Source organism: Pedobacter suwonensis (assembly GCF_044762335.1).
In the GTDB taxonomy this organism is placed as follows: Bacteria; Bacteroidota; Bacteroidia; order Sphingobacteriales; family Sphingobacteriaceae; genus Pedobacter.
This window is the reverse complement of record NZ_JBIWEB010000005.1, coordinates 213,144-226,196: the sequence shown is the minus strand read 5'-3', so window position 1 is coordinate 226,196 and position 13,053 is coordinate 213,144. Positions and strand designations below refer to the sequence as shown.

Below are 13,053 nucleotides of genomic sequence, written 5' to 3'. Positions count from 1 at the left end.
GAGGAAAATTAGACTAACTACCTCTTCTTTGCAAAGAAACCTTTCATCAATGCGCCACATTCCTCTGCCATTACACCACCTTTTAGTTCTGTTTTTGGATGAAGCAGGTTCACATTTTTCGAGATAAACCCTCTTTTTTCTTCCCTTGCCCCATACACAATACGACCAATCTGGGTCCAATAACTTGCGCCGGCACACATTACACAAGGCTCAATGGTTACATATAAAGTACAATGCCTTAAATATTTACCTCCAATGTTTTGTGCGGCAGAGGTAAAAGCCTGCATTTCCGCATGTGCGGTCACATCGTTAAAACGTTCGGTTAAATTATAGCCACGGCCTATAATCCTATTCTTACTAACCACGATTGCCCCGATCGGAATTTCATCTTCAGCCAGAGCCTTTTTTGCCTCTTCCAAAGCCAATTTCATATAATGGATGTCTTCTTCTTCAGGATCGTTATTTTCGAAATTGTAAAAACTCATGGCGCAAATATAGCGTAATAAAGACCAAAGACTTCTGAAGTTTAAGCTGAAATCTGGTTAAGTTTTGGAGCGCAATGTCACTTCTTATATGCTTCCTCAGTCCTGCTTTCTGTTCCAAGTACGTCCTGAATTACCTGATGCCTCATTTGCGCTATCTACTTCATCCGAGGGATGTCGGATCAGAGCTATTTAACGAGGCCTGAGCTAAATACTTCCGAAGTTTTTGGCGCTGTGCCGGCAAAACTTCGGAAGTCGGCTACACCAGTTTACTTCCGTTCGGCAATTTACGCTCCACCGTAGTTAATACAATATCTCCGTTTTCATCAGCGAAACCGGTTACTAAAAATTCTGACATAAATTTCCCGATTTGTTTTTTAGGGAAATTGATCACCCCGACAATCTGTTTTCCAGGTAATTCTTCCAATGTATAATGTTTGGTAATCTGCGCGCTGCTCATTTTAATACCATATTCGCCGAAATCTACCTTTAATTTATATGCTGGTCTTCGGGCTTCAGGAAATTCGAAAGCCTCAAGAATAGTACCCACCCTTAATTCAACCTTTTCGAAGTCACCCCATGTAATTTGTTCCATATGATTAATGTATATGACGCAAAAATATAAAATATTAAAGCATTAGGCACAGCTTCAAGTTGATGAGAATTAATGTAACCTTGCATTAAACGCAACAGGAATTTATAAAAAATTTGTGTTTTATATTTTTACCACTATCTTTATGCAACCGTTTGCATAACCAAATATTAAATTAAGATGAAAGCATGTATTTATTAGGAATTGATTTAGGTACCTCATCCATTAAAGTTGCAGTTGTTGATGCTGCTACGCAAAAAAATATAGCCACCGCTCAATATCCGGAAAAAGAAACAGCCATCAAATCTTTACAATCAGGCTGGGCAGAGCAGTCGCCCGATGAATGGTGGGAAAATGTTCAGCAGGCCATCCTCAAATTAAATTCAACCGGTCTTTTTGATCCCAAGGAAATCAAGGCCATTGGCATTGCCTATCAAATGCACGGACTTGTTGTGGTAGATCAAAATCAGCAGGTACTCCGTGATAGTATTATCTGGTGCGACAGCAGGGCTGTTGAACTGGGCAATAGCGCTTTTGACGCTATCGGTCACGAAAAATCTTTAAAACAGCTATTAAACTCACCTGGAAATTTTACAGCATCGAAACTGGCCTGGGTAAAAGCAAACGAGCCCGATATCTATAACTGCATCGATAAAATCATGCTTCCCGGCGATTTTATTGCAATGAAATTAACCGGAGAAATCACTACAAGTATTTCGGCCCTATCCGAAGGTATTTTCTGGGATTTTGAAAACCACGAAATCTCTAAAGATGTAATGGATTATTACGGCATCTCCAGAAACCTGATTCCAACCGTAAAACCTCTGTTTTCGGAACATGGTTATTTGAAAACGGATATTGCAAATGCATTAAATTTAACTGCCGGCATCCCGGTAGCTTATAAATCTGGCGACCAACCCAATAATGCGCTTTCCTTAAACGTGTTAAAACCTGGAGAGGTTGCCGCTACAGCCGGAACATCGGGGGTAATTTATGGTGTAAGCGATGAACTTACTTATGACAAGCAATCAAGAGTGAATACCTTTGCGCACGTAACCTATTCAGGAGAAAAAAAGCATACAGGAGTTTTGCTCTGTATTAATGGTACCGGAAGCATGTACCGTTGGGCAAAACATAATTTCGCGCCACTGTCTAGCTATGCTGAACTCAATATACAGGCCTCGAAATCACCAATAGGCAGCAATGGTCTAAAAGTACTTCCTTTCGGCAACGGTGCAGAACGGATGTTAAATAATCAATATACAGGTGCAGAGTTATTGGGCATCGACCTAAACCTCCACAATCAATCAGACATCTTCCGGGCTATACAAGAGGGGATTGCTTTTGCTTTCCGTTATGGATTGGATATCATGCGGGAAAATGGCATGCAGCCTAAAGTTATCCGTGCCGGAAAAGCCAATCTCTTTTTAAGTGAGGTATTTGCACAAACGTTTGTAGATGTTACGGGCATTCCGGTTGAACTTTATGAAAACGACGGCAGTGTGGGCGCAGCCTTGGGTGCTGGTATAGGTGCCAGCATTTTCAAAAGCGCAGAAGAGGCTTTTAGCAATCACAAAGTCATCAAAACTTTAATGCCTCAACATTCAGCTGAGTATGAGCCGGTCTATCAGGATTGGAAAGAAATATTAGAAAAACAATTAGCAACTGGTTAACGGTTGATCGCTTTATCGTGAGTTTTTATCACGAACCATTGACCAACAAACCATCAATCAAAAAACAAAAAAACATGACAAAATTAGTAACCGGAGCAACGGAATTTTTCAAAGGCATTGAGCAGATCAAATTTGAAGGCCTGGAAAGTGATAATCCATTAGCATTTCGATGGTATGACGCCAACAAAGTAGTCGCTGGCAAAACCATGAATGAGCATTTTAAATTTGCTTGTGCTTACTGGCATTCATTTAATGGTAATGGAGCAGATCCGTTTGGAGGTGCAACACACGTTTTCCCTTGGGATGAAAAAAAAGATGCAGTAGAAAGGGCTAAAGATAAAATGGATGCAGCCTTTGAATTTATCACGAAAATGCAGATTCCTTATTATTGTTTCCATGATGTGGATGTGGTAGATTATAGCGATGACGTTGCCGAAAACGAGCGCAGATTACAGGCACTTGTTGAATATGCAAAACAAAAACAAGCAGATAGCGGCGTAAAACTGCTATGGGGAACAGCGAATTTATTTAGCCACAAGCGTTATATGAATGGTGCATCTACCAATCCTGATTTTCATGTACTGGCACATGGTGCTGCTCAGGTTAAAGCTGCTTTAGACGCTACCATTGCCCTTGGTGGTGAAAATTATGTTTTCTGGGGTGGAAGAGAAGGCTATATGAGCTTATTAAACACCAATATGAAACGTGAGCAGGAGCATCTGGCAAAATTCTTACATACGGCTAAAGATTATGCACGCAAACAAGGTTTTAAAGGAACATTTTTTATTGAACCGAAACCATGTGAGCCTTCTAAACACCAATACGATTACGACGCGGCAACAGTAAAAGGCTTTTTACAGGAATACGATCTGTTGGCAGACTTTAAATTAAACCTTGAGGTAAACCATGCTACACTTGCCGGCCATACTTTCCAGCATGAGCTACAAGTTGCGGTAGATAATGGCTTGTTAGGCTCTATCGATGCAAACCGTGGAGATTATCAAAATGGATGGGACACCGATCAGTTCCCAAATGATATTAATGAACTAACCGAAGCCATGTTAATCATTTTAGAAGGTGGTGGTTTGCAAGGTGGCGGTGTGAACTTCGATGCGAAAATCCGCCGTAACTCTACTGATCAGAAAGACTTGTTTTATGCACATGTAGGCGGAATGGATATCTTTGCAAGGGCATTGGTTACTGCTGACGCCATTCTTCAGAAATCTGAATATAAAAAGGTAAGGGCCGACCGCTATGCCTCATTTGATAGCGGAAAGGGAGCCGAATTTGAACAAGGAAAATTAAGTTTAGAAGACTTAAGGAATTACGCTGCAGAAAACGGCGAACCAGAGGTGCGCAGCGGAAAGCAGGAATATCTTGAGAACCTTATTAACCGGTATATTTAATTCATTTTTATAAAATGTAATCTCCGTGGTCTGTGTCCTCACAGACCACTTGCGTTTGATTTAATTAGCATAGTCTGTGGAGACACAGACCATGGATTAAATTAATAAACGTCATTTTAACATTTTTTAATTCAAAAAAAGCGGAGATTAATTTATGATTTTGCTACATTTAGATTTCTAAACCAAATAACTTAAATGAAAGTCACAGATTACATTATTTTTTTAGCCTACTTTGCCATTGTGGCAGTTTATGGCTTTTGGATTTACCATCGTAAAAAGCAGAAGCAGATGAGCAGCAAGGATTATTTCCTTGCAGAAGGTTCACTCACCTGGTGGGCCATTGGTACCTCTTTAATTGCCTCTAATATTAGTGCCGAGCAATTCGTAGCCATGAGCGGCGATGGATTTAAAATGGGATTAGCCATTTCTACTTACGAATGGATGGCAGCTGCAACGCTTGTAATTGTAGCCACATTTTTTATTCCCGTATATCTTAAAAATAAGATCTACACCATGCCACAATTCTTGAGTCAGCGTTATAATGGCACGGTAGCCATGATTATGGCTGTGTTTTGGTTGTTATTGTATGTTGTGGTAAACTTAACCTCTATCTTGTACCTTGGTGCACTCGCTGTAAGCAGTATTTCGGGTATTGGCTTTTGGTATTGTATGATCGGCCTCGCCATTTTTTCTGTAATCATAGCGTTGGGTGGCATGAAAGTAATTGGTTACACGGATGTAATTCAGGTGGCATTTTTAATTTTCGGCGGTTTAGCAACTACTTATCTGGCACTTAACTTGGTGAGCGACCATTTTGGTGGCCATGGCGTGTTAGATGGTTTATCGTTTTTAAGGGAAAAAGCACCCGATCATTTCCACATGATCTTCAAAAAAGATAGTGCAAATTATGCCTCATTACCAGGTATGACGGTATTGCTTGGCGGTATGTGGATTGTAAACTTAAACTATTGGGGCTGTAACCAGTACATCACTCAACGTGCTTTAGGTGCTGATCTGAAAACGGCTAGGGCAGGTATCTTATTTGCCGCATTTTTAAAGCTTTTAATGCCATTAATTGTGGTACTACCGGGTATTGCAGTATATATGTTATATACAGAAAAAACTGGTATTGATGTAAATTCAATGATGCCGGGTGGAGAACTTCGTCCGGATAGGGCTTACCCAACTTTATTGAATATTCTGCCTACAGGCCTTAAAGGTTTATCTTTCGCGGCCTTAACCGCAGCAATTGTTGCTTCACTGGCGGGTAAAATCAATAGTATCTCTACTATTTTTACCCTGGATATTTTTAAGAAACACATTAATACGGCAGCCTCTGAAAAGAAACTGGTAGGTACCGGACGCGTAGTTGTTATTGTTGCAATGGCTATCGCAATTGCCATTTCTCCTTTCTTAGGTATTGATAAAAAAGGTGGTTTCGAATTTATTCAGGAATATACAGGTTTTGTAAGTCCTGGTATTTTTGCAATGTTTATCTTAGGCTTCTTCTGGAAAAAAACTACTTCTAATGCAGCTTTATTTGCCACTATAGGTGGTTTTGGTTTATCGGTATTGCTAAAATTCTTGCCAGGAATGATGGATTTATCTTTCCTTCACAATTTTGGATTCTCGGTAGCCAATGCAGACGGAGTTTATGAAATACCTTTCCTGGATAGAATGGGAATTGTATTTGTAGTTTGTATAATAGTGATGTTTGCCATCAGTATGTTCGAGAACAGCAAAGGCGATAAATCTAATGGTTTAGAAGTAGATTCAAGCATGTTCAAAGTTCATCCTTCGTTTGCCGTTGGATCACTGATTGTATTCGGAATTTTAGTTGCGCTTTACTCTACCTTCTGGTAAAATTAAAAATAGTATACAAAAGGCTCGCGATGAAAATTGCGGGCCTTTTTTGTTTTTCTAATAATATTATAATAATGCTCAATTTTTCACCTATCCGTAGAGACGCTGTGCTTAGCTCTACGGACAGGCAGGGGACTTATAACGGAAAGTAGCACTGCAATTACCAGTCAGTATTGCAATTGTGGCTCAAAAAATACAATAAGACTATGTAATAACCAAACCCGGCTTACCCGAGCTTAATCGAAAAATTGAACTCTGTTTATCTGAAATATTGAGTTTGAAAAAAAAATCCTATTCATCAGCCCGTAGAGACGCTGCGCTTAACTCTAAGGACAGGCGGGGATCGCGGACTTATAACGGAAAGCAGGACTGTAATTAGTCAGCATTTCAATTGCGCTTCAAAAAATAGAAATGATAAGACTATGTAATTAACGAAACCCAGCTTACCAGAACTTAATCGATAAATTAAACTCTGTTTAACTGAAATATTGAGTTTGAAAACCCAACTCTATTTATTAATTCGTAGAAACGCTGCGCTTAACTCTACGGTTAAAAATTATTGTGCGCAGGGTCCGTCTGGAATTTCTTTGCTTATTTTGATCACTTTAGTAACCACCAGGGTAGAATCGAAATCGGCCGCAACGGTAGCGGTATCGGTTTTGGTAAAATAACCTTCGAGTTCTACGTATACCGGCTCATAAGGCTTTTCGAAACCTAAATTACTGTACGATAACTCTAATTTTTTAACACTGTCTGTAACCCAAAATTCGCGGGTATCCTCACATAGCGTAATTGATTTCATTTCAGGGCCAAATGTATACAAACCCTTTACAATTTTAAGATTGTTCTTTTCTCCCTCGGCTTTATCATTCCTGTTACAAGCTGTAGCGGCTACGCCAAGGAGCACAACAAGTACAATTGCTTGCTTAAATAACTTCATTTTATATCGTTTGATTAATTTGATCTATCTTTTTAACGCTTAAATTGGATGACAAAGCAGATGCCAAAAATGAGAAGATACCTACTGTAATAAAAACTAATACAAAATCTTTCCATTTTAATGCAATCGGATAAGAACTTACCAATGTTTTATTTACTTCATCGCCCATTTTAATCAACCCATAGGTATGTTGAAAATAATAAAATATAATTCCTATGATTAGCCCCAATACACAGCCAGACATGGTAATCATCATGCCTTCAAATAAAAATATACGTTTGATTAATTTCTTTCCTGCGCCTAAACTGCTTAGAATGGCCACATCCTTTACCTTATCGATTACTAACATGGTTAACGACCCTATGATATTAAATATAGCAATAATCAGGATAAAAGTAAGGATAATATACACAGCCCATTTCTCGGTATTTAAGATATGGTAGAGTGACTTATTTTGTTCGGCCTGATTTCTGACTTCATAATCTTTTCCGGCCTTTTCGATTATTTCATTTTTAAAATCATCTACATCAACACCTGGTTGCAGATTAATTTCGATAGCAGATACATTTTTATCTTCCCCTAGCAGCTCACGTGCAAAATCGAGTGGAACAATAATCCCATTGTCAAAATCTTGTTGCACTTCAAAAACACCGCTAACCCGGATATTTTTGACCACAAAATCATCAGCCGGATTGATCGTATTTACAGCGATATCCTTTTTTGGCGAATAAATTTCCAGCTCGGTAAAAGGATCAACTGTATTAACAGCCAAATAACTTTGTAATGCAGAACCGATTACCGCATTATCACCGCTTTTGTTATGCAATATAAAACGGCCTTCCTTAATGGTACTGTCTAGTTTTGTGTTCTTTAAGTAATCTAAACTTACCCCTTTTACCATTCCCACAGCCTGCTTATTGTTGTATTTCAACAATGCATTTTCCTGCAGCACTTCGGTAAAAGCCGCCACATCTTTATTTTTTCTAAGCTGATTAAAATAACCTGTATTCGGATCAAAAGTCTTCCCCTTAGCTGGTGTAATCGCAATTTGCGGTGTAATGGTATCAAACATATTCAGCACCACGGTTTCTAACCCATTAAAAACCGACAAGATAATAATCAAAGCTGCGCTGCCAACCATTACTCCTACCATTGATATGCCCGAAATCAGATTAATGGCATTGGTTGACTTTTTGGCAAAAAGATACCTTTTGGCAATGTAAAACGATGTATTCACAGCAGTAAATATAGTTAAAATGTAAGATGGCAGTAATGTGAGATGGAATATGTAAGATGTGAATTACATCATCCCTTATCCATTTTCCATTTTACATCAAAAAAACGGGTTATGTTGTTTTTCAAAACCAATGCTCGTTGCTGGTCCATGGCCAGGATAAACTTTGGTTTCATCAGGTAAGACAAAAAGTTTATCAGAAATGTTTTGAATTAATTGCTGATGGTTACCGCCTGGCAGATCGGTACGCCCGATACTCCCATAAAAAAGCACATCACCTCCTATTAACATATGATCAGCCGCACTGTAAAAACAAAGGTGTGCCGGCGAATGTCCCGGAGCAAAAATCAGTTCCAGTTTGCTACTACCAAAAGAAATTGTCCCTGTTTCAGGCAAAAAGGTATCTGGCAAAGGAGATACTTCATAACGGGTAAAGCCCATTGATGGTGCATAACCTGGAACGGCATTTAAAATCGGCAATTCACCTTTATGAAACTGTGGTTTTAAACCATAGGTTTCAGCCACAAATTTATTGCCGAAAATATGATCAAGATGGCAATGTGTATTAAGCAACAAAACAGGACTCAACTCTTCCTGTTTAATGAAAGCGGCCAATTCATTTTGCTCAAAACCTTCATACATACCTGGATCAATAATGGCACATTCCTTTGTTTCATCATAAAGCACATAGGTATTTTCGCTGTAAGCGTTAAAAGTGAAGGTTTTTACTGTAATCATAAGTATTTAGAAAAAGTCTGTTCAAAGAACAGAAATAATAAACTAATTTTTCCACCTGAAAGTAGAAATCAAGGTATCGATATCTTTTTTAATAAATTTAACAACGGGTTCAATAGAATCGTATTGTGGGCGTTCATTAAAGTATAAAGCTCCTCTAAAATAATGTTTAGCACTATCTGTTAAAAAAAACTGAACGGAAGATGCCGTATTTCCTTCAATGGCATAGTAAATGCCATAAACGTTATGGTCAGGGTAATTAATCATTTTTTGATCTATCGCACTTGCTTTTATGGTGTGTTTAAAGGCAAGCTTCCTGGCATCTTCCACCATTTCATCATACTCACTTTTCCCTGAAACATCATAATAAGTTAAATGCAGAAAGCCGTTAAATTTTTTAAAGTGCAAATTGTACCAGTTTTTTTGAGCATCGCGGCTTTGATCTTGCTCTACAGTAGCATAAGTCGGGTATTTAAACGTAAAGGGAACTGCTTTGGTAAATGTGGTATAATCTTTTTTAGGGAATACAATCCTGAAATAGGCTTTTGGTTTCGGGCTGTAATCGTGGTTTTGACAAGCTGTTACGCATAAAAGCAGTGCAAAGAGTAAAAAAATCAACTGGTTTATTTTCATTCCTCAAAAAATCTGCTTACTGGTTAACAGGATAAAGATAAGCTAAATTATTTATTCCAGATGGCCCAGGCTTTTTCAGCTTGCTGATGCAACATTTCAAGTCCGTTTTTTGTTCTTGCACCGCCAGCAGCAGCCTTAACCAGAAATGCAGTTTCGAGTGGGTTGTAAACCAGGTCGTAAGCCAGGTGTCCAGGCCCGATTAAACTGTAATCAATATCCGGAAAGGTATCTACATTTGGTGACATGCCCAACGGCGTGGTATTGATTAATAATTTATGCGAAGCCAAAATTTCTGGGGTAATCTCCGAATATAATATGGTTCCTGAAGTTGCCTTACGCACCACTGCCTGGTATTCGATATTCAACTTTTCCAAAACATACTTTACCGCTTTTGCTGCGCCACCATCGCCAAAAATAAGCGCTTTGTTATGTTGCGGCCCTAACAATGGCTTTAGCGATTCTTCAAAGCCATAAGCATCGGTATTATAACCTTTCAAATAACTTTCACCTTCAAAGCTTCTGATTGAAATACAATTTACAGCACCAATTTTTTCTGCGGCTTCATCTACTTCATTTAAATAACACAGCACATTAACCTTATGCGGAATGGTTACATTAAGGCCAAAAAGTGATGGATTTTCACTCAGCAGGTCAGGCAACGATTTTATATCTGCGATCGGGAAAAGCTCATATTGATGATCGGTAATGCCTTCATTGTGAAATTTTTCCGTGAAATATTTTTTAGAGAACGAGTGGGAAAGTGGGTAACCGATTAAACCGTATTTTTTCATATTGATATAACAAGCAAACCTTACAGGCTTTTGAAACCTGTAAGGTTTATTTAACTATGCGCCTCGCAATGACGAATTTTGTCTTTATTTTACCTTATTCAGGAAATAATCGAAAGTATCACCTCGTAATCCTAAACGGATGGTTTCTAGCGGAATTACTTCTGCCGGAGCAATATTACCCAGGTTTACATTACTGCCAATCAACTTAATGAACCAAACCTGTTGTTCTTTTTGAGGAGCTTCCCAGATAATGGTTTCTTCCGGAATCTGCGTTAAAATTTCATCAACCAATCCTTCGCGTACTTCACCGCTTCCGCGGTAAATACCAACGTTACCACCCTCGCGGGCCTCTGCAATTACTTTCCACGAGCCTGCCTCAATTTCGGCCTGCATTAATTTGATCCACTTGTAAGGGGCAAATATTTTAGCGGCATCTTTACTGCCTACTTCAGAAATAACGGTAACCTGTTTAGCCAGTTCGCTAATGAATCCGCATTTTTTGTCGTGCTCAATTTCGATAGACCCATCAGATACTTCTGCATATTCCATTCCGTATTGATCTAAAACACGCTGGTAATCTGAAAACTGGTTACGGATAATAAAAGCTTCAAATAATGTTCCACCAAAATAGGTAGGAATGCCTGCGCTTTTATATAAAGCCAGTTTTTCTTTAAGGTTCGGCGTAACATGCGATGTTGCCCAACCTAATTTTACAATATCTGTATGTATGCCGGCAACTTCAATAAAATCTTCAACCTGGCGTAGGCTCAATCCCTTATCCATAACCATTGTTAAGCCCTTTTGGCGCGGTTTAGTCGGACGTTCGGGAACGTTTAATAAAGGATAATTCATATGCGTACAAAAGTGAAAAAAAATTTCAGATTTATTTGTTAAATTTTTCTCACAAGGTCGTTACCTTATATATCGGTTTATAACACTCAAAATGGCACTATTATCCTGTAATTGCGGTAGGTATTCAAACAAAATATAATGTTTATCTGGGTCAGTTGTTAAAGCGGTTTCCAAATAACCCAATGCATCAGCATAGTTTCCTATGGCGAAAAGATAGGCTACCATCCTATAATACAGTTCTGCAGCTTCAGGGTTATTTTTAATTGCCTCTGCCATTGTTTCCGCTGCTTCACGCAATTTTCCCTGTTCATAGAGCACAGTACTAAAATCCAGCCAGGCTTCAACATCCAAAGGATTAAACTCCAGTACTTTTTCATATGCTTCGATCGACTCATCAATCTGGCCCAGCTTATAATAAGCATCGGCCATGGCGAACCAGAAATCTGCATTCTCCGCTTCCAGGTCTATCGCTTTTTTATAAAAGTGCAATGATTCGAAATAACGTTCCTCGAAATTAAGTGTAACCCCGATCCCAAACCATGCATCAGCCATTTTAGGATCCATTTTTACCGATTTTTTATAGTAAGAACGGGCCTCATCCATTTTCTCCAGTTTCTCGTAACATTCGCCAATGGCACAATAAGTATCGGCATTGGGCTGTTCGTACTCAAAAGTCTGTTTATAAACTTCTATCGCCTCATCATATTTATCAAGCTGCACCAGCGCATTTCCTTTGTTAAAATAGGCTGAACTGAAATCTTCTTTAATCAAAATGGCATAGTCATAAGCATCGATTGCTTTTTCGAAAAGATTTAACTTATGGAAACTATTGCCCAGATTGTACCAGGCCGCATAAGAATACGGATCAGTATCAATATATTGCTGATAAAATTTGATACTTTCCTCTTGTTTGTCTAATACATCATAACAGAAAGCAAGCTCATACAAACCATCCTGGTTTTCCATATTCTGCTCTAAGCTAAGCTTGATATAGGTAATGGCACTTTCATAATCGCCCATACTCTGGTAAACATAAGCCATCTGCAGTAATATCTCATCCGTACTTTCGGCCAGTCCCAAAGCTTTTTCATAATTTTCCAGAGCCTCGTCAAAACGTTCGGTATTCTGGAAAATATTACCGCGGAGCAGATAAATATCTGGTTCAGATGGTTCTAAAAGTTCAGCTTTTTGCAAAGCAATAAAAGCCTTTTCGCTATTGTTCGTTAAGATGTAGAGGTGAGCCTGTTTAATTAAAAAAATTGTGGCATAAGGGTGTTGACTGATTGCAAAATCAACTACCTGCAAAGCTTTGACCGGATCATTTTTCTCAATGTAAAAATCTACAATGTATTCGAATGCCCCTGCATCGAAAAAATACTGATCCTGGTTCCGCAGCATTTCTTCGTAACGTTCTACTGAGCGTTGTGCATCTTCGTTGGATTCAAAAAAGAATTCTTCTTCCATATATTATACTATTAAAGAACCGTGCCAATAAGCAGAAAAACACCTTATAATTTTAGCAATTTTAATTATCCGTTTTTAAAATAATTATTAACATCAATAGCCGCAAAAGCGCTAAACAGCTGAATATAAAGCCTGTTAACTATAGTTAAGATGTGTGGATAATCGACAAGATTTGTTGCAGCATCGCGGTTCCTTTTCCCTTCTTTCACAAAAATACTATAAATTTATGGCATATACTAATGAAGAGGGATGAAAGGATTAACCGTGTTTGCCCTGTTTTTGTCTGCTTTATTATAAGGGGGTTTGCTCAAAGCGATGAAGAAACCATGACTGGCAAACCGTTTACGTTATTGATACGGGGAGAAAAGCGCCTGTAATTAATTCTTAG

General features: G+C 38.6%; 12 protein-coding genes. 3 read left to right on the top strand and 9 right to left on the bottom strand.

Annotated elements, in window-relative coordinates; all coding sequences use genetic code 11:
• Positions 1-17 precede the first annotated feature (17 nt).
• Together ACIQXP_RS10605 and ACIQXP_RS10600 are read right to left on the bottom strand one after the other, a co-directional pair.
• Entirely contained in the window at positions 18-485 is a 468-nt protein-coding gene (locus tag ACIQXP_RS10605) for a nucleoside deaminase (RefSeq protein WP_387505401.1), read from the bottom strand.
• Between the two features lie 256 nt (positions 486-741).
• The gene (locus ACIQXP_RS10600; RefSeq protein WP_387505402.1) at positions 742-1,077 is read right to left on the bottom strand and encodes a tRNA-binding protein; all 336 of its coding nucleotides are present in this window, start codon (positions 1,075-1,077) and stop codon (positions 742-744) included.
• A 185-nt stretch (positions 1,078-1,262) separates the two neighbouring features.
• Between ACIQXP_RS10600 and ACIQXP_RS10595 the strand changes: the two genes are divergently transcribed.
• The 3 genes from ACIQXP_RS10595 to ACIQXP_RS10585 all read left to right on the top strand — a co-directional run bounded on the left by ACIQXP_RS10595 (position 1,263) and on the right by ACIQXP_RS10585 (position 6,016).
• Positions 1,263-2,747, top strand: coding sequence for a xylulokinase (locus tag ACIQXP_RS10595; protein WP_387505403.1), 1,485 nt, complete (start codon positions 1,263-1,265; stop codon positions 2,745-2,747).
• 74 nt (positions 2,748-2,821) lie between these two features.
• Complete coding sequence (gene xylA / locus ACIQXP_RS10590) at positions 2,822-4,153, top strand: xylose isomerase (RefSeq protein ID WP_293743873.1); 1,332 nt, start codon at positions 2,822-2,824, stop codon at positions 4,151-4,153.
• Between the two features lie 195 nt (positions 4,154-4,348).
• On the top strand, positions 4,349-6,016 hold the full coding sequence (locus ACIQXP_RS10585) for a sodium/sugar symporter (RefSeq protein WP_090980983.1): 1,668 nt from the start codon (positions 4,349-4,351) through the stop codon (positions 6,014-6,016).
• A 556-nt stretch (positions 6,017-6,572) separates the two neighbouring features.
• On the opposite strand, the gene ACIQXP_RS10580 is transcribed toward ACIQXP_RS10585, so the two are convergent.
• The 7 genes from ACIQXP_RS10580 to ACIQXP_RS10550 form a co-directional block, all read right to left on the bottom strand.
• A complete protein-coding gene (locus tag ACIQXP_RS10580) occupies positions 6,573-6,956 on the bottom strand; it encodes a hypothetical protein (protein ID WP_090980986.1) in 384 nt (127 codons plus the stop codon).
• A gap of 1 nt (position 6,957) precedes the next feature.
• The gene (locus ACIQXP_RS10575; RefSeq protein WP_387505404.1) at positions 6,958-8,193 is read right to left on the bottom strand and encodes an ABC transporter permease; all 1,236 of its coding nucleotides are present in this window, start codon (positions 8,191-8,193) and stop codon (positions 6,958-6,960) included.
• A gap of 96 nt (positions 8,194-8,289) precedes the next feature.
• Positions 8,290-8,928, bottom strand: a complete 639-nt coding sequence (locus tag ACIQXP_RS10570; RefSeq protein ID WP_387505405.1) for an MBL fold metallo-hydrolase — start codon at positions 8,926-8,928, stop codon at positions 8,290-8,292.
• A gap of 42 nt (positions 8,929-8,970) precedes the next feature.
• Complete coding sequence (gene gldD / locus ACIQXP_RS10565; RefSeq protein ID WP_387505406.1) at positions 8,971-9,558, bottom strand: gliding motility lipoprotein GldD; 588 nt, start codon at positions 9,556-9,558, stop codon at positions 8,971-8,973.
• A gap of 47 nt (positions 9,559-9,605) precedes the next feature.
• Positions 9,606-10,349 (bottom strand): shikimate dehydrogenase family protein, encoded by a 744-nt coding sequence (locus ACIQXP_RS10560; RefSeq protein WP_387505407.1) that lies wholly within the window; start codon positions 10,347-10,349, stop codon positions 9,606-9,608.
• Between the two features lie 84 nt (positions 10,350-10,433).
• Positions 10,434-11,201 (bottom strand): phosphosulfolactate synthase, encoded by a 768-nt coding sequence (locus ACIQXP_RS10555; RefSeq protein ID WP_090980997.1) that lies wholly within the window; start codon positions 11,199-11,201, stop codon positions 10,434-10,436.
• 60 nt (positions 11,202-11,261) lie between these two features.
• Complete coding sequence (locus ACIQXP_RS10550) at positions 11,262-12,665, bottom strand: tetratricopeptide repeat protein (RefSeq protein WP_090980999.1); 1,404 nt, start codon at positions 12,663-12,665, stop codon at positions 11,262-11,264.
• Between the last annotated feature and the right edge of the window lie 388 nt (positions 12,666-13,053).